The organism is Floridaenema flaviceps BLCC-F50, from assembly GCF_041929275.2.
Classification (GTDB): Bacteria; Cyanobacteriota; Cyanobacteriia; order Cyanobacteriales; family Aerosakkonemataceae; genus Floridanema; species Floridanema flaviceps.
Genome location: NZ_JBHFNR020000001.1, coordinates 2289455 through 2306053, shown reverse-complemented (window position 1 = coordinate 2306053; position 16599 = coordinate 2289455). Strand labels below are relative to the sequence as shown.

At 42.1% G+C, this 16599-nt stretch carries 18 protein-coding genes; 8 read left to right on the top strand and 10 right to left on the bottom strand.

Annotation, left to right across the window (positions count from 1 at the left end; all coding sequences use genetic code 11):
• Positions 1–6: 6 nt before the first annotated feature.
• The 6 genes from ACE1CI_RS11015 to acnB form a co-directional block, all read right to left on the bottom strand.
• Entirely contained in the window at positions 7–348 is a 342-nt protein-coding gene (locus ACE1CI_RS11015; protein ID WP_413261106.1) for a XisI protein, read from the bottom strand.
• The gene (locus ACE1CI_RS11010) at positions 336–752 is read right to left on the bottom strand and encodes a XisH family protein (protein ID WP_413261105.1); all 417 of its coding nucleotides are present in this window, start codon (positions 750–752) and stop codon (positions 336–338) included. The genes ACE1CI_RS11015 and ACE1CI_RS11010 overlap by 13 nt, the downstream gene beginning before the upstream one ends.
• Before the next feature lie 52 nt (positions 753–804).
• A complete protein-coding gene (locus ACE1CI_RS11005) occupies positions 805–1257 on the bottom strand; it encodes a DUF29 domain-containing protein (protein ID WP_413261104.1) in 453 nt (150 codons plus the stop codon).
• Between the two features lie 46 nt (positions 1258–1303).
• A complete protein-coding gene (locus ACE1CI_RS11000; RefSeq protein WP_073596086.1) occupies positions 1304–1516 on the bottom strand; it encodes a type II toxin-antitoxin system HicA family toxin in 213 nt (70 codons plus the stop codon).
• Positions 1506–1727, bottom strand: coding sequence for a type II toxin-antitoxin system HicB family antitoxin (locus ACE1CI_RS10995; protein WP_073596087.1), 222 nt, complete (start codon positions 1725–1727; stop codon positions 1506–1508). Before ACE1CI_RS10995 ends, ACE1CI_RS11000 begins: the two co-directional genes overlap by 11 nt.
• Before the next feature lie 118 nt (positions 1728–1845).
• Positions 1846–4455, bottom strand: coding sequence for a bifunctional aconitate hydratase 2/2-methylisocitrate dehydratase (gene acnB, locus ACE1CI_RS10990; protein ID WP_413261103.1), 2610 nt, complete (start codon positions 4453–4455; stop codon positions 1846–1848).
• 232 nt (positions 4456–4687) lie between these two features.
• Between acnB and ACE1CI_RS10985 the strand changes: the two genes are divergently transcribed.
• From ACE1CI_RS10985 to proB, 8 genes are all read left to right on the top strand, one after another.
• Positions 4688–4990 (top strand): hypothetical protein, encoded by a 303-nt coding sequence (locus ACE1CI_RS10985; RefSeq protein ID WP_413261102.1) that lies wholly within the window; start codon positions 4688–4690, stop codon positions 4988–4990.
• Positions 4991–5037: 47 nt separating this feature from the next.
• Positions 5038–5949 (top strand): hypothetical protein, encoded by a 912-nt coding sequence (locus ACE1CI_RS10980; protein ID WP_413261101.1) that lies wholly within the window; start codon positions 5038–5040, stop codon positions 5947–5949.
• Positions 5950–6257: 308 nt separating this feature from the next.
• Positions 6258–7502 carry a GNAT family N-acetyltransferase gene (locus ACE1CI_RS10975; RefSeq protein ID WP_413261100.1) on the top strand — a complete coding sequence of 415 codons (1245 nt, stop codon included), beginning with the start codon at positions 6258–6260 and terminating at the stop codon, positions 7500–7502.
• 302 nt (positions 7503–7804) lie between these two features.
• Entirely contained in the window at positions 7805–8290 is a 486-nt protein-coding gene (ruvX, locus tag ACE1CI_RS10970; protein WP_496615399.1) for a Holliday junction resolvase RuvX, read from the top strand.
• 25 nt (positions 8291–8315) lie between these two features.
• Positions 8316–8882, top strand: coding sequence for a DUF3727 domain-containing protein (locus ACE1CI_RS10965; RefSeq protein ID WP_413261098.1), 567 nt, complete (start codon positions 8316–8318; stop codon positions 8880–8882).
• Between the two features lie 135 nt (positions 8883–9017).
• A complete protein-coding gene (gene mltG, locus ACE1CI_RS10960; RefSeq protein ID WP_413261097.1) occupies positions 9018–10124 on the top strand; it encodes an endolytic transglycosylase MltG in 1107 nt (368 codons plus the stop codon).
• A gap of 128 nt (positions 10125–10252) precedes the next feature.
• Positions 10253–10786: a YqeG family HAD IIIA-type phosphatase gene (locus tag ACE1CI_RS10955; protein ID WP_413261096.1), complete on the top strand. Its 534-nt coding sequence runs from the start codon at positions 10253–10255 to the stop codon at positions 10784–10786.
• 140 nt (positions 10787–10926) lie between these two features.
• Positions 10927–12039 (top strand): glutamate 5-kinase, encoded by a 1113-nt coding sequence (gene proB / locus ACE1CI_RS10950; protein WP_413261095.1) that lies wholly within the window; start codon positions 10927–10929, stop codon positions 12037–12039.
• A gap of 129 nt (positions 12040–12168) precedes the next feature.
• Here proB and ACE1CI_RS10945 read toward each other — a convergent pair whose 3' ends face one another.
• The 4 genes from ACE1CI_RS10945 to ACE1CI_RS10930 all read right to left on the bottom strand — a co-directional run bounded on the left by ACE1CI_RS10945 (position 12169) and on the right by ACE1CI_RS10930 (position 16225).
• On the bottom strand, positions 12169–12348 hold the full coding sequence (locus tag ACE1CI_RS10945; RefSeq protein WP_413261094.1) for a hypothetical protein: 180 nt from the start codon (positions 12346–12348) through the stop codon (positions 12169–12171).
• A 473-nt stretch (positions 12349–12821) separates the two neighbouring features.
• The gene (locus ACE1CI_RS10940; RefSeq protein ID WP_413261093.1) at positions 12822–13889 is read right to left on the bottom strand and encodes an LOG family protein; all 1068 of its coding nucleotides are present in this window, start codon (positions 13887–13889) and stop codon (positions 12822–12824) included.
• A 153-nt stretch (positions 13890–14042) separates the two neighbouring features.
• A complete protein-coding gene (gene ltrA / locus ACE1CI_RS10935) occupies positions 14043–15158 on the bottom strand; it encodes a group II intron reverse transcriptase/maturase (protein ID WP_413261092.1) in 1116 nt (371 codons plus the stop codon).
• A gap of 554 nt (positions 15159–15712) precedes the next feature.
• Positions 15713–16225: a group II intron maturase-specific domain-containing protein gene (locus ACE1CI_RS10930; protein WP_413261091.1), complete on the bottom strand. Its 513-nt coding sequence runs from the start codon at positions 16223–16225 to the stop codon at positions 15713–15715.
• Positions 16226–16599 lie beyond the last annotated feature (374 nt).

Here is a 16599-nt window from a genome sequence, read left to right as displayed (position 1 = left end):
TCCTGTTTAGACTACAGCAAAATCAGTAAACTTTCTCACCTCTGGAGGTTGAAAAGCTAACACAATATCCTCTTTGGGAACGCCTAATCTTAATAACTCATTTGCCATTCCTTCCTCTGTCCAATCTTCCTCAATGTAAATCTTGTCATTTTTAATCCGAATATAAACAGAAATCCCTTTGACTCTTTTCCCTTGTTTCCAGCCAATATTAAACCAAAGGTATTGTTTTCTTTCATCATCAAACATTAACACTTCATCCACATCAGGAACAGGAACTTGTGCTGAAATACGTTCGTATTCAGTTAAAATTTGCTTAATCAAATTTTGATAGTTAATTATTTTTTCCATTGGACGATCTCCTCTTTATCGAAATCAACAATTAATAATGCAATTTGATATGTTTCTAGAATAAATTTGATAGCTATTTTTTGGAAAAATTCTGAGGAAATCTTTTTACCGATCGCTAAATATAATTGATAATCAGGATGGTCGATCGATAACAATGCCCGATAAATGAGATATTGACCTAATGCAGTTTCCAAATCACGCATAGGAGAGAGACTCAGAAAACTTTTAATTTCAATAACGATTTGTTCTCCTTCTCTACTAGCAGAAATAGTTTTTTCACCAGCGAGATCTGCAAACAGTTTAACTTCTTCATATTTAATCGGATAGGGATCAGCAGTAATAGTCCAGCCATCCTTAATTAAAGCATTTTTAACAGCATCATGGTAAATGTCTTTAGCAGGCATAGCAAAACCAACTTTTACATCTCCACTGTAGCGCCCTGTCTATAAGATTCTATCAATTTAACAAACTAGTTTGCAACGTTTCTTCTAAAGTAAAAGGTGATTCTTTTGGAAAAAAGTTTAACTTAATTCCTGTTTCATCCGCTGCTTTCAGACGAGCTTTTTGATAACAATCATCAAACACTTCGGAAATTATAGGTTTTAAGCTGGGGCTATCTTCTAATAATCCTTCTATACAAATACGCTGTTCGCTGATAGTACTACGCCAACTTTCACTACGTTTTTCTGGTTGATATTGCCATTTTAACAAGTGCATTAAAAGCACAATTAAACGACTTTTCAATTCTCGCTTTTCACTTCTGCCCATACTTTCAATTTCTTCTATTAAATTAGTCAAATCTATTTCATCAAATTTGCCTTCTTTTAACTGTTGAGCAGTAGTTTCTATCCACAGATAAAAGTCTTTTTCGTAGAGACTATTTGGATTTGCGATCGCTTTCTGAATCATACCTAATCTCCTTACTCATAAAAATTTTTATCAAGCAGTTTCCTAATTATCGCAATAAATTAAACTCCTCCTCAGTAATCCCTATTTGTTTGAGAATTTCATAAAATAACCAACTACCAATTTCAGCATTACCATGAATAGGTATTGTAGTTACTCTTCCATCTGGATGCTTCCAACGGGCGTGACTACCTTTCTGGCGTACTTTTTCAAACCCCAGTTTCCGGGCAACTTTTTCCAACTCACTCGCTTTAGCTGGCATTGGCAACCACCAACTTAACGTCTTCAGGCATCATAAGTCCTTGTTCTTGGTATTCTTCTTGAATCATCTCGAACACATAGACAAGTTCAGAACGCGCTTCATCTGGTGTTTGTCCCCAAGCATGGCAACCAGGAATTGCTGGGATATATGCCACAAAAGTGCCATTGTCATCGGGACGAATAACAATAGTGTAGTTTTGCAGAGACTTCATATCAGTAACTTTTTAAATTTTTCACCATTTTGTACCTCATTTTAACTTGCTTTGCTCTGTTTGCCGCAAGTTAGTCATACAGAATAAGGTGGGCAAAAAAAACCCCACCCTAATTTAACTATTTACCCGCCTTCACAGGCATCCCCAAAATATCCTCAATCTTGGGCATATCTTCCAACGCAATCACCCGTCCTTCATCCGCAAAACCAGTAATTTGATCGAAATTCAAATAGCGATACAAATCACCAGCAAAAGGATTAATTTTCTTCGCCACCAAATCGAGATATTCCTGCACAGTTGGGATTCTTCCTAACAGCGCACAAACAGCAGCTAACTCAGCGGAACCAAGGTAAACTCGCGCATCTTTACCCATGCGATTATTGAAATTCCGGGTAGAAGTTGAAAACACAGTTGTTGCATCAGCAACACGCGCTTGATTACCCATACATAAACTGCAACCAGGCATTTCTGTACGCGCACCAGCAGCACCAAAAATTCCGTAATATCCCTCTTCTTTCAGCTGCTTTTCATCCATTCTAGTTGGCGGACAAATCCACAACCGAGTATTTACCGCACCTTCACCTTCCAAAACTTTCGCAGTAGCGCGATAATGACCGATATTTGTCATACAAGAACCGACGAATACTTCTTGCACTGGATCGTTAGCAACTTCCGACAATAACTTAATATTATCCGGGTCATTTGGAGCCGCTACAATTGGTTCTTTGATTTCATTTAAATCAATTTCAATTATTTCGGCATATTCGGCATCAGCATCAGCTTCCATTAACACCGGATTTGCTAACCATTCCTCCATTTTTGCCACACGACGCATGATAGTTCGGGCATCTTGATAACCCCTAGCTACCATGTTTTTCATCAGCGCCACATTAGAACGAATATATTCCGAAACTGTCTCAATGCTCAGTTTAATTGTGCAACCAGCACAAGAACGTTCGGCGGTAGCATCAGTTAATTCAAAAGCTTGCTCAACTTTTAAATCGGGCAAACCTTCGATTTCCATAATTCGCCCGGAAAAGACGTTTTTCTTGTTTTGTTTGGCGACAGTTAGCAAACCTTTTTGAATTGCTACATAAGGAATTGCATTCACAATATCTCTCAGCGTAATTCCTGGTTGCAATTCACCTTTGAAACGCACTAAAACTGATTCTGGCATATCTAAAGGCATGACACCCAAAGCAGCAGCAAAAGCTACTAAACCTGAACCTGCGGGGAAAGAAATTCCTAATGGAAAACGAGTGTGTGAATCGCCACCTGTTCCCACAGTATCGGGTAGCAACATCCGGTTTAACCAAGAGTGAATAATGCCATCTCCCGGACGTAAAGAAACACCGCCCCGTTGTGCCATAAAATCAGGTAATTCTTTGTGAGTTTTTACGTCAACTGGTTTAGGATATGCGGCAGTATGACAGAAACTTTGCATTACTAAATCTGCACTAAATCCTAAACAAGCGAGTTCTTTTAACTCATCTCTGGTCATCGGACCTGTGGTATCTTGGGAACCAACAGTTGTCATGATTGGTGTGCAAGAAGTTCCCGGACGAACCCCTGGCAAACCGCAAGCTTTACCGACCATTTTTTGTGCTAAAGTAAAGCCTTTGCCTGTGTCTTTTGGAGGTGTGGGACGGACAAATAATTCGCTGGGTTCTAATCCTAAAACTTCGCGAGTTTTGTCGGTTAAACTGCGTCCAATTAATAGGGGAATTCTCCCACCCGCACGCACTTCATCGAGGATAGTTTCGGGTTTTAAAGTAAAGGTGGAAATTACTTCTCCTGCTTCGTTGGTAATCTCTCCTTTGTAAGGATAAATGTTGATTACCATGCCTGTTTCTAGCTTGGTAACATCGCATTCAATGGGTAATGCACCTGCATCTTCAGCTGTGTTAAAAAAGATGGGAGCGATCGCACTTCCTAAAATATATCCCCCCGCCCGTTTGTTCGGCACAAAAGGAATATCATTACCGATATGCCACAACACCGAATTAATCGCAGATTTCCGCGAAGATCCAGTACCAACAACATCCCCAACATAAGCAACAGGATGTCCTTTTTCCTTCAATTGGGCAATCGTTTCTAAACCCCCAGGCATCCGACTTTCTAACATTGCTAAAGCGTGCAAAGGAATGTCTGGGCGCGTGGTAGCATGAGGCGCAGGAGATAAGTCATCAGTGTTAGTTTCCCCTGGCACTTTAAACACCGTTACCGTAATTTTTTCTGGCAATTTCGGGCGACTAGTAAACCATTCTGCATTCGCCCAAGAGTCAACCACTTGTTTAGCATAAGGGTTAACATCTGCCAGTTCAATTACATCATTAAAAGCATCAAAAACTAACAATGTTTTGCTTAAAGCTGAGGCTGCATGAGAAGCGATCGCCGGATTTTTCGCCTTTAACAATTCAATCAAAGATTGCACATTGTAACCACCTACCATCGTCCCTAACAAATATACCGCCCACTCAGGAGCAATCAGCGGACTGGTAATTTCGCCTTTGGCAATAGCGGTGAGAAATCCAGCTTTCACGTAAGCAGCAGGATCTACACCGGGAGGAACGCGATCGCGCAATAATTCTACTAAGTACTCCTCCTCCCCAGCAGGCGGATTTTTCAGTAACTCACAAAGTTCCGAAGTTTCTTGCGCCGAAAGCGGTAGCGGCGGAATACCCAATTTCGCCCGTTCTTCTACCTGCTGACGATAAGCTGACAACATCAAGTATTCTCCTAATCTATCTCTTCGTTATATTAGTTACTTTATCGCTATTTAGGAGACAGTATGTTATGGGATAACGATTTTGTGAGCATTTAAGTGAAGCAAGAAAGTTTTGCATTTTTTATAAAGTCGATAAAGTCCTCATTTGATTAAATGAATATAAATCTTTTCTTAATCATCAAGTGTTACACTTAATATTAGCAAATAGAAGATTGTTATCCGTATAAAAAATATGACTAATGAAGAACTGAAGCAACTTGTTGAAAGTAATGCTAGGACTGCTCAAGCTATGCTAGATGCAATGGTAGAAGCTCGTAATGAAAGACAAGAACTTCAAGAAGGAATGATACGGCTTCAAGAAGGAATGGTACGACTTGAAAATATAGTGGAACGTTTGACCAATTTACAAGAGGGGATGGCTAATTTACTAGCTTCTGTTGATGAAGATCGTCCCACAATTTTTCGGAAACTTACGGCTATTGAAAACAAAGTCGATCGGCTTTTAGCACAAAATCAAGATTGTCAATCTGACTAATGTTTATTAGTAAAAAATTCAATACATGACTCAATTTAGGATTGCCTATGGGAAAAAATTATCCTTTAGTTGTAACTTTCGTAATTGCTTTGTTAACATCGATCGCAATTCCGCTTTTACCTCCCCTAGTAAATCTAGTAATTGGCAGTTCCCTTACTCCTTTAGAACAAGTACGCATCGATGCAACAACAATAGTGGGAAAAGAGGGTTTTTTCCGCGTAGGAAAATCCACTCAAGGACGCTGGTGGTTTATCGATCCTGATGGCAAACCATTTTTTTACAAAGGTGTCACTTCCGTCAATCCTGAATATCCCTTAGTTTATTCTCTATTTGTAAATGAAAAATATGGTGAAGATCGTGCAGTGTTTCGAGAAACTGCCTTAAAGAAACTAAAAAATTGGAATTTTAACGCCCTTGGAGCCTGGACAGCCCCACTATTTTGGGATCGGGGAATGCCATACACGGTAATACTTGATTTTGCCAAAGTTACACCGCCAATTAGAAATGAATATATTTATATTCCCGATGTTTTCGATCCAGAATGGTTAAAACAAATTGATGCTAAAGCAAAAAATTTAGCCGCACCAATAGCCAAAAGTAGGCAATTAGTAGGATATTTTACTGACAATGAATTAAACTGGGCGCAAGCACAAACACCAGATATAAAGGTAGATCCCAGTTTGTTGCTAACCTCAGAAGCCAGATTATCATTGTTGCAAATATTTTTGAGTCTTGAAGAAACCCAACCAGGCTACAAAGCTGCGTGGGATTTTGTTTTAAAAAGACACGGAAATAGTTTAGAACAACTAGCTAGAGATTGGCAAGTAGAAATTACTTCTAAAGAAACAATCAAACAGTGGACTAATGAAAAAAAGGCGATCGTTTCGGAAAGCTATTTAATTAAAGCTAAAGCTCATAGATACCCTTCCCCAGAAGCTTTAAAACGAATAAATATTTAATTAAGTAATAATACTTGCAAAGTCTCGATATGTTAACCCAATAAAACCCACCCTGTTCGAGTGTTACACTAAAACTGGTAATACCTACCAGTCTGAAAAACCAAAAGCAGCGGGAAACTGGAAAGCAAATCATTTAGCTTAACTCAGATCCGCAGCCCCCCCAAATAAAACACCCGTTTTCAAGGGCGGAGTTTTGTAGGTGGAAAATCACATACAACCCCTTCCCCAGCTGTAATAGAATCTGGCTGGAACAAGCAAGAAACTACAGCAATAATCTTAGCCAAGGCAAAAGAACAGCCTGAGTGAACATGACCCCATTCCCACCCCAGGAGCCAAAAGTTGCGATCCGTCCCCTACAACGCCGGGACTTAGAAGCGCTAAGTGCGATCGCACAGGCAAACAACCTCGAAACTCTCAATGAGACAAAAGAACACCTAGAACGGCTTAACCAGTCCTACGGGCTATGGAAAATTTTGAGTCTGTTTCCTAACCCATTACGCTACGAATTATGTGCTTATGTTGCTCAGGAAGAACAACTTGTTAGGGGCATGATTCAAGTTAAACCATTTAATCGTACCCGGAGCACCTGGCGAGTAGAAAGGGTAATTGTCGATCGCACAACCCGCAGCCAAGCAGTTGGTTCCCTCCTGCTACGCCACTGCTTTGAAACCATCTGGGAAGCACGCACTTGGTTGCTAGAAGTCAACATTAATGACAAAAATACCCTAGCTCTTTATCGGCAAAATGGATTTCAACCATTAGCGCAGTTAACCGCTTGGGAAATCTCACCATCATTATTAGCGGAACTGCAAGAACGAGAGCCAGATTTACCCAACTTACTCCCAGTGAGTAACGCCGACGCGCAACTGCTCTATCAATTAGATACAGCAGCAATGCCACCATTAGTGCGGCAAGTATTCGATCGCCACGTCCAAGATTTTAAAACCGGATTCTTCAGCGCCCTCATCGATGGAATGCGCCAATGGTTTAGCCAAACCGAAGTAGTCAGCGGTTACGTATTTGAACCCCAGCGTAAGGCAGCGATCGGTTACTTCCAACTCCAACTCAGTCGCAGCGGAAAAGAACCCCACAAAGCTGAAATGACAGTTCACCCCGCCTATACTTGGCTATATCCAGAACTGCTCTCCCAAATGGCACGCATCGCCCAAGACTTCCCCGCTCAACCCTTACAATTAACCTCAGCAGACTACCAACCAGAACGCGAAGAGTTTTTAGAACAGATTGGCGCACAAAGAATCGCCCATACTCTATTAATGTCTCGTTCCGTTTGGCACAAAATTCGCGAATCTAAATTCGCCTTGGAAGGATTGCAACTCGCAGAAATGTTGCAAGGCTTACAACGATCGCGCCAACCAGTACCCGGACGAATGACTTGGTTAAAATCACCTCGTCAACTAGCTACCCCAGAATCAACTCCCTCCCATACCTCAGCCGGAGAAATGGCTACCAACTACGATAGCCCAGAAGGGGACTCCGGGAGCAGGGGAGCAGAGGGGCAGAGGAGCAGAGGGGCAGAGGAGCAAGGAAAATAGGAAGATGGGGAGATAGGCAGATGGGGAGATAGGCAGATGGGGAGATGGGGAGATGGGGAGATGGGGAGATGGGGAGATGGGGGGATCGCTTAAAACTCAAAACTTACCCAACTCTCCCTAACTCAAAACTCAAAACTTAAAACTCAAAACTTACCCAACTCTCCCTAACTCAAAACTCAAAACTTAAAACTCAAAACTTACCCAACTCTCCCTAACTCAAAACTCAAAACTTAAAACTCAAAACTTACCCAACTCTCCCTAACTCAAAACTCAAAACTTCCCTTCTGCCTTGATTTAAAACTATGACCGAAAACCAAAACCTCTCCCCTGCCCCCCTGCCCCCCTGCCCCCCTGCCCCCAAGTCCCAAATCTCTGCACTGGGGCTGGATATTGGTAGGAAGAGGATCGGGGTAGCGGGGTGCGATCGCACAGGTTTAATCGCCACCGGATTAACCACCATTGAGCGCAAATCCTTTGCCGACGACCTGGCAAAATTTCAACAACTAGTCGCAGAACGAGAAGTAGAAATCTTAGTCGTCGGATTACCTTACTCAATGGATGGCACCTTGGGCTACCAAGCCAAACAAGTGCAAAAACTCGCCCGTAGTTATGCTAAAGCCTTAAACTTACCCTTGGAATATGTAGACGAGCGATTAACCTCCTTTCAAGCCGAAGAACTGCTCAAAGCCGAAAACAGATCCCCCTCAAGAAATAAAAATTTAATCGATCGCAAAGCCGCAGCAATAATTCTGCAACAATGGTTGGACGAACGTCGTAAACGACAATAACACTCCCCTCCTTTGGAGCCTAACCATGTCTGACAACAGTGACAATTTATATTCTCAAGAAGAAGAAGATATCGTCAGCTTGATCGATCAAGAAGGACGCGAACTTCTCTGCTACGTAGAGGAATATATTGAGCTAGAAGACGATGAATATCTCGTTCTCCTGCCAGTTGATGCCTCAATAGATATTTTTATCGGCGATCCAGAAGCTGAGGAACTATCAGTAGTTCAAGATGAAGGAACTATCGAGAAAATTTACCCAGTCGCGCAAGCTGTCTTGGCAGAAAAAAACCTCAAACTCAAACGTACTCCCTTCGTCTTGACTGTAGAAGGCGAACTGCCCCCCGTTGACGAAGAAGAACTACTGGAGTTAGAAATCCAAGACGAAGACGGTAACTCCTTAGAACCAGAAGCACTGCAACCACTAGCCAGCTTTTTCCATGAAGAAAAGGAATACAGCATCTACACTCCTTTATCTCCCTTAATTTTCTTCGGTCGTTTTAACGAAGATGGAAAAGCAGAGTTACTCGGTGAGGAAGAATATCAGCGAGTCCAACCTCTACTCGAAGAGCAATTGTTTAACCAAATGGAATGAGACTATAGGTGATTAGTCAATAAGTCATTTATCATTTGGTTCGTATCCTCCACTGGGGCTTGCCCCAGTCATGGGTTAATAAATGGCTAAATACTAATCACCAATGTTGTTTTTCCCCATTAATGCTATTTGCAGATGAGCATTGTGCAACGCCTCTCTAAATCTTTCTTCTATCTGGCACTATTTCCCGCCGTAATAGTGCTAAGTGCTTGGCAAGGTTGGTCTTGGTGGAGTTGGGCAACAGCACCACCTGTAGCTAAGTCATCTCCTGACGAAGCATTAAATGTTGACAAAACAGTACAAATTCGTATTCCCCCTGGTTCCACTAGCAAGCAAATTGGTAGTTACTTAGAATCAGCCGGGTTGATTCGTTCTAGTAATGCTTGGGATCTTTGGGCACGCTGGTTAAATACACAAAATAAAGCTGTATTTAAAGCGGGGACTTACCACCTTTCACCCACTCAGTCTTTAGTAGAAATTGCTGAGCAAATTAGTAAAGGTAGTGTGGTACAACTTAGCTTTACGATCCCGGAAGGTCGAAATCTCAAGCAAATGGCTGCTTACTTTGAATCCCAAGGCTTTTTTACCGCTCAAGAATTTCTCGCTGCTACCAAGCAAATTCCTCGCGATCAATTTCCTTGGCTACCCACTGGTCTACCTCATCTAGAAGGCTTTTTGTACCCCGATACCTACAAAATAGCCAGCGGAGGTATCAGTGCCCAAAAAATAATCAATATCATGCTCAAACGATTTGAGGAAGTGGCTCTGCCAATTTACCAACAAAATCCCCAACAAACTAAGATGAACCTTCTCCAATGGGTGACTCTTGCCAGTATCGTAGAAAAAGAGGCGGTGATTCCGGCAGAACGCCCCCTCATTGCAGGTGTGTTTACCCAACGCTTGCAAAAAGGCATGAGGCTGGAAGCCGATCCGACGGTTGAATATGGATTAAATATCCAACAAACAGCGGATCAACCCCTGACTTTTAAGCAAGTCAAAACTCCCTCTCCTTATAACACTTATCTGAATCGCGGTTTACCGCCAACCCCGATCGCCAGCCCAGGAAAAGCTAGTTTACAAGCTACCCTGACACCAGAAAAAACCGATTATCTGTTTTTTGTGGCTCGTTACGATGGTACTCATGTCTTCAGTCGCACCCTAGCAGAACATGAAACAGCTGTGGCAGAGATCCGCAGACAACGAGTACAACAGAACCAAGGGACAAATGCTCCACCAAATTAGTTGTTAATTTGGCAGTCAGAGTATAACAGTGATGAGTTTTGTTAGCATCAGTTTTTATGAAGCAAAACTCATCACTAAAAACTCGAATATCACCCTTATAATGATTACCAATTACCAAATAAATTCTTATGTCTTGGGGCGCACTCTTACAGCCAGATTTAATTTTAGAAGGCACAATTCTCCGGTTAACACCAGAAATTCTAGAGTATTATCAGCTTAAAGGTTTGGTGTTAGATGTTGATGAAACTTTAGTACCTGTAAAAGTTTCTCAAGCTTCTGATGAACTACTACACTGGGTCGAAGAAATTCGTCAAGTAGCTCAATTGTGGCTGGTGAGTAATAACTTGAGTGAATCGAGAATTGGTAGAATTGCTCAAGCTTTAAATCTGCCCTACATTTTTGGTGCTAGCAAACCTTCCCGTCGCAAACTACGAAGGGCAGTTAATGAAATGAATTTGCCCATAGAACAAGTAGCAATGGTTGGCGATCGCTTATTTACCGATGTCCTAGCAGGTAATCGTCTGGGAATGTTCACCATTTTAGTCGAACCGATCATCCCTACCGGAGAAGCAATCCAATCTTACCCAATTCACACTCTCGAAGTCTGGCTATCTCAAATTCTCGGCGCAACTATCCCCGCTAAAAAACGCCATATCAGATAGGCTCAAGAGCTCTTGAGCTCCCCTGCTCTTGAGCTCAAGAGCAGGGGAGATGCACAAAGAAGATCAGAAGATGAAGTTATGTCTGTCAATGCAACTATTGGATAAGATCTAAAATCTAAAATCTAAAATCAATTGATTTTATGAATCAAACTATAGTTGTCAAAATTGGTACTTCTAGCTTAACCAATCCCTCTACTGGTAACTTAGCTCTCTCCACAATTGCTGGGTTAGTTGAAGTTCTTAGCCGTCTCCGTGCTGCGGGAAACAATGTAATTTTAGTAACATCTGGGGCTGTGGGTGTAGGTTGTGCCCGTCTCGGACTAAATGAACGTCCCCGGAATATAGCGGTAAAACAAGCAGTAGCCGCTGTGGGACAAGGTAGATTAATGCGAGTCTATGATGATTTGTTTACTTCCCTACAACAACCGATCGCACAAGTATTACTTACTCGTAGCGATTTAGTCCAACGCAGTCGCTATATCAATGCTCACAACACTTTTGCAGCTTTATTAAAGTTGGGAGTCATCCCGATTGTCAATGAAAATGATACCGTCGCCATTGAAGAGTTAAAATTCGGCGATAATGACACACTCTCCGCCAGAGTCGCCAGTTTATTAGAGGCAGATTGGCTATTTTTACTCACAGATGTAGATAGACTTTACTCGGCAGATCCTCGCAGTCACCCCGATGCTCAACCTATTACTTTAGTGACGCACATCGATCAATTAGCAGAATTAGAAGTGCAAACAGGCGATCGCGGTTCTCAGTGGGGGACTGGTGGTATGATGACTAAAATTGCTGCCGCCCGCATCGCTACTGCTTCTGGGGTTCGTACAGTGATTACAGAAGGCAAAAACCCTGGAAACATTGAGAAAATTCTCGCCGGAGAACCAATAGGTACGCATTTTGAACCTCAACCCCAACCTGGTAATGCTCGGAAACGCTGGATTGCTTACGGTTTAGTTCCTTGTGGTAAAATTTATCTGGATCAAGGGGCAGTAAATGCGATCGCCAAAGCCGGAAAATCTCTATTAGCTGCCGGAATTACCCAAGTAGAAGGTGAATTTCACAACTCTGATGCAGTGCAACTGTGCGATACCACAGGTCGAGAAATTGCCAGAGGAATTGTTAATTACAGTAGTAGTGAACTAAAAAAAATTCAAGGTCGTCAATCAGTAGAAATTACCGCAATCTTAGGCTACCCAGGCGCAGAAACCGTAGTTCACCGAGATAACTTGGTACTGAGCAATTAGGCAGAAGGCAGGGGGAGAGTTTTGAGTTAGGAAGAGAATTCTGAGTTAAGGAGGTTTCTTGCTCCAGGAGTTCCAACGGTTCCGGGACCCCCTGGAACTCCTAACTGCTCTAAGAAGCCCAAATAATTTTTAATTATAATGACGACCTTCTGATTGGCACTTTTTAGCCAAGCAGCGTTCTAATAATTCAATTCTGTATAAGTACCAAAACTTCTGAGGATTTAATACTAACTTAGTTTTAGAACTAAACAAAGGCTGGTTGAGATAACGCCAGACAGGAAATTTAATTTTAGCTTGTTTGTTAGACATAATGAGTTAGAACCAAAGAAATCAAGTGGTAATAGCTTTGCGGACACTCTAAATTTTTAGTGTGGCTTATGAGCTTGTTATTAATACTGTCGCAAACATCTTCATCACTTGTCTTGGTGAAGATTGCGGAATATCAGGATGAAGTTTTGGATAAGTTACGTATTTTCCCTGAAACACTACCCTGCTAGCGTTACCCCATTCTCTTTATTGCCAAATTTTCAACTTAAGCCGGAATTTTATCATATCGTGTAAATTATTGAAGATTTGCCCCAAAAAATTTAATGTTTTTGTCATGAAAATTTAAATACTACATGAACTACCCCGCCGTATAGACTGCTAGCTCGGTAAAATCTTTACCGTCGTACAAAGTTAGTTCTGTTTCCGTCCCCAAGTCGAAAGCAATTATTGACTATCCATCCCCACCCTATAGAGAGATGGGGATGGATAGCGACATTTCCCTTCCTTCTTTTTACTTACTTAAGTTCGGGATGTTCCGATTCTGGAGAAGTAGGATTCATGCGATTAATAGCCGCAATCATCTGATAAAGTCTTCCCAAGTCGCGTTGATTAAAATACATTGCTAGACGAGGTAAATCAAAGGTTTCGTCACCTGTCTCTTGTGGGAAAGCTGGGGTTTTTTCAATTCGTCCTTTCACCAGAATGTCTGAGAAATTCTCATTTAACCATTCAACATCTGAGTCTTTTAGTTCGGACTTGAGGCGAATGACAAATTGTTCTCCCACATAACGACTAGAGTGATAAACTCGATAAAAGCTGGTAATCGCTTCACAAGCTACATCTAAATCGTCTGTAATCGTGTAGACGCTGCGATCTTCAGGATTGACTAATCCCCGTTTGACTAAATGCTTTTCTACGTAGGCATCCCAGTCTGTCCAATAATCACCACCAGGACGATCGATCAAAATTAAAGGAACCGGGCCATATCTACCAGTTTGGCATAGGGTAAGACACTCGAAAACTTCGTCTTGAGTCCCAAAACCACCAGGAAAAACCCCGATCGCATCACTTTCTCGTAATAAAAACAGCTTGCGCGTGAAAAAATACTTAAAGTGAATTAACTTGGAATCTCCATCGATAAACTGATTAGCTGACTGTTCAAAAGGCAGCTGAATATTTAAACCAAAAGACTTGTCTTTGCCTGCACCTTCATTTCCCGCCTGCATAATGCCGCCGCCGCCACCAGTCATCAGCATGAATCCTAACTCGGTGACGCGACGACCAAAGTCTACAGCCATTTGGTATTCTGGAGTATCTGATGGCAAACGAGCCGAACCAAAAAAGGTGACTTTGCGAATATGTCGGTAGGGATAAAAGGTTTTAAAGCCTCGCTCCAGATCTGATAACGAAGCACTTAAGATCTTCCAGTCCAGGCGATCGATCTCACCACTACCCATCCGTAATAAGGTAGCCAGTGATTGCTCAATCCATTTCTTATACTTATGCGTAGGTAGCCGCTTGATTAACTCTGCCAACTCTCCTGGCAAAGACTCATTTGCATTGAACGAGGGTGTAATAGTCATAATTTATTCCGCTCTGGGTTAGGGGTCGAGTAGAATGTCGCCATCCTACCCTCCCATTCAAAACCGTGCAAGCGACTTTCACCGCACACGGCTCCTTGTTGTTCCGGTGTTTGTCACCACATACCGCATTACCCATTTCTAGGGCTTAGGCGATTAGAAAGGGTTTTGTTCTATATATCTTTCTAATTCTTTGTTGCCAACCACTTGTTTATCACAAGCTGTTTTGTGGTCGTGGCAATGTCGTTCCTTGCCAATCCTTTTACAGAAAGCTAGTACTTTCTTTTTGGATGGTTTGGTTAGCAGTTTACCGCTATAATGTCTTAGGTTAAAACCGAGAAAATCGAAACCATCTGACATTGACGTAATTACCGTCTTCTGGGAACTGAGTTCTAAGCCTCTTGATTTCATCCATTGCTGTATCTGGATTTGTACTTTTTCGAGACTTCCTTTGTCCCTAGCTGTAACTATAAAGTCATCAGCATATCTCACCACACCAAGTTTTGAATTGGTGGATTTTATGTATGTTTCTAACCCATGCAATCCTATGTTGGCTAGGAGAGGCGATATTACCCCTCCTTGTGGTGTGCCAAGTTCAGTCGGGTTCAGTTTTCCTTGGAACATGAATCCAGCTTTTAACCATTCTCTTATTAGCTCTCTTTGTGGAAAATTGCTAATACTGTTGAGAATGGATTCATGGGCAATGTTGTCAAAGAAGCCTTTGATATCAGCTTCTAGAACCCAGTTGTCTCTGCCTTTTTGGAGCCTGATGAAGGATTGTTCTATGGCATCTTGACAACTTCTGCCGGGTCTAAAGCCATAGGAATTGTCTTCAAACACGGCTTCCCATTCGGGTAAGAGTGCGTTTTTAACTACTGTTTGCATGACTCTATCCTTAATGGTAGGGATACCAAGAGGACGTTTTTTACCGTTTGGTTTGGGAATCATTACCCGTCTTGTGGGACTAGGTTTTACTTTCTTCCACTCACGTACAAATTTCACTCTTTGTGCTGGGGTGTTTATAACCTCCTTATCAATCCCTGCCGTCTTTTTACCGTCATTGGTTTGAGTGATTTGTCTTATTGCTAGCAGTAGATTTGCGTAGCTTCTGAGCATTAACTTTTGCAAGCTCCGTAACTTGCGAAATAACCCAAGTTGTTTGGCACGAAAGATTCTTTGACGTAGATTTCTCACAGCTTTTCTTATTTGTCGCCAGTTAATTTGGCACCAATCTTCTAGCTGTTTCCTTTGTCCGTTTACTGTCATAAACATGGCGGTATCTAACTTGTCATCAGATTCGATTTCATATTCACTTTGTCTTTCGTATAAGACCCAGATGAAGTCTGCTATTCCTTTCGGTCAGGGGCAAATTTTGAACCCCTATCTGATTCATTACAAATCAGCATTCGCTTTTTCATCCATCCTCTGCCCTTCAAGGGGTTCCGTCATTGTTGCCTTTGACCTACTAGGGTTATCGACCTCCCCTAGACCTTGCAGGGTTTACCCTGTTGTTTCATCTGTTGTCTCGTTCTCTGTTAGGTGCTATCTATTCTGCGGTGGGTTTTGTTATTCACAGGCTTTGACGATACTGGAACATCAAAGCTCCCCACAAATGCCTATCAGCCTTATTTGGTCACTCCATCAATAACGCAGTTTTAATGATAGTTCACTTTTGTTCACCGTTAGAGAACTCCCTCTTGCTCCTAACCAGCTTAGGCTGCTAGCTTCGGCTACGTTTGTGGTCTGCACTCCGGTTTTTTCGTTGCCTACTTGACCGTGACCGGACTCGTTGAGTCTTTTACATGAGGGTGAGGGCTGTGAATCCCTCAGTGGGAAGGTTCCACAAAACAGATGACCTTTTCAGGTCGCGCCCAGTATATGATGTCCCCGTCATACGGGCTTTTATCTCCGACTACCTTGATGTGCCGAACTATTGGAGTTTGGGCGTGTCTTAATAGTCTTAATGGGTTTTCTTCTCTTGTTGAGAAGACCCAATTTCTCCCGTTGACGGTGTGAAAGTACTTTTTCATTACTTTAGTAATGCCTTTCCTTCCTTTTCTTCTTACCGCCCAAGCTCTGAGTTGTTGGTAAATGATTTTGTCGGCTTTGGAGAAAGTTTCCTTGCTGACCACACACGAGTAATAGTTGCTCCACCCTTTGATTACAGGATTGATGTGCTTGATAAGCGATGCCTGTGATTGATTCTTGTGTTCGTGGATGATTTTACCCGTTTTTGTCGTGTGTTTTTTCAACGCCTCTTTGCTTGGTTTGATGTTGGTTTTGAAGTCTAGTATTTGACTTTTTCTTCCGCCTGTTTTTCCATAGTGAGTTTTTCCCACTTTGTATTGGCGAATGTTGAATCCTAGAAAGTCAATTCCAACCTGAAACTTAGTTCGGCTTTAGACATATTTATTGCTACTTACTGCCTTACCATCCGATTCAACGTGCCTATGTCAGCTTATCTCCTGCATTACCAGGAGCCTTTGCTTCTTAGGCAATCCCACTCAATGTGCCTTGCGCCTGAGTGACTGCTTATGGTATCGACCGACCTAAGAGAACGCATTGAGTTACTTCGTTCCTAGTTACCGTTTGTCGTTAGTTTTAGGTTCTTCTTCTCCACCGGGGCTATTTGGATGCAAACTTAACAGATACCCGAATCTGTTATGCTCTCTAGCATTAAGCTGTAGAACTTAATGCCCAATGCCCGTCCCTT

Excerpts from the sequence above, each read along its gene's own strand:
- ACE1CI_RS11005 (WP_413261104.1), bottom strand. The coding sequence starts at position 1,257 with ATGATTCAGAAAGCGATCGCAAATCCAAATAGTCTCTACGAAAAAGAC.
- ACE1CI_RS10940 (WP_413261093.1), bottom strand. The coding sequence starts at position 13,889 with ATGACTATTACACCCTCGTTCAATGCAAATGAGTCTTTGCCAGGAGAG.
- mltG (WP_413261097.1), top strand. The coding sequence starts at position 9,018 with ATGAGCATTGTGCAACGCCTCTCTAAATCTTTCTTCTATCTGGCACTA.
- ACE1CI_RS11000 (WP_073596086.1), bottom strand. The coding sequence starts at position 1,516 with ATGCCAGCTAAAGCGAGTGAGTTGGAAAAAGTTGCCCGGAAACTGGGG.
- ACE1CI_RS11010 (WP_413261105.1), bottom strand. The coding sequence starts at position 752 with ATGCCTGCTAAAGACATTTACCATGATGCTGTTAAAAATGCTTTAATT.
- ACE1CI_RS10985 (WP_413261102.1), top strand. The coding sequence starts at position 4,688 with ATGACTAATGAAGAACTGAAGCAACTTGTTGAAAGTAATGCTAGGACT.
- ACE1CI_RS10995 (WP_073596087.1), bottom strand. The coding sequence starts at position 1,727 with ATGAAGTCTCTGCAAAACTACACTATTGTTATTCGTCCCGATGACAAT.
- ACE1CI_RS10955 (WP_413261096.1), top strand. The coding sequence starts at position 10,253 with ATGTCTTGGGGCGCACTCTTACAGCCAGATTTAATTTTAGAAGGCACA.
- ruvX (WP_496615399.1), top strand. The coding sequence starts at position 7,805 with ATGACCGAAAACCAAAACCTCTCCCCTGCCCCCCTGCCCCCCTGCCCC.
- ACE1CI_RS10980 (WP_413261101.1), top strand. The coding sequence starts at position 5,038 with ATGGGAAAAAATTATCCTTTAGTTGTAACTTTCGTAATTGCTTTGTTA.
- ACE1CI_RS11015 (WP_413261106.1), bottom strand. The coding sequence starts at position 348 with ATGGAAAAAATAATTAACTATCAAAATTTGATTAAGCAAATTTTAACT.
- ACE1CI_RS10945 (WP_413261094.1), bottom strand. The coding sequence starts at position 12,348 with ATGTCTAACAAACAAGCTAAAATTAAATTTCCTGTCTGGCGTTATCTC.
- ACE1CI_RS10975 (WP_413261100.1), top strand. The coding sequence starts at position 6,258 with ATGACCCCATTCCCACCCCAGGAGCCAAAAGTTGCGATCCGTCCCCTA.
- ltrA (WP_413261092.1), bottom strand. The coding sequence starts at position 15,158 with ATGTTTATGACAGTAAACGGACAAAGGAAACAGCTAGAAGATTGGTGC.
- proB (WP_413261095.1), top strand. The coding sequence starts at position 10,927 with ATGAATCAAACTATAGTTGTCAAAATTGGTACTTCTAGCTTAACCAAT.
- acnB (WP_413261103.1), bottom strand. The coding sequence starts at position 4,455 with ATGTTGTCAGCTTATCGTCAGCAGGTAGAAGAACGGGCGAAATTGGGT.
- ACE1CI_RS10965 (WP_413261098.1), top strand. The coding sequence starts at position 8,316 with ATGTCTGACAACAGTGACAATTTATATTCTCAAGAAGAAGAAGATATC.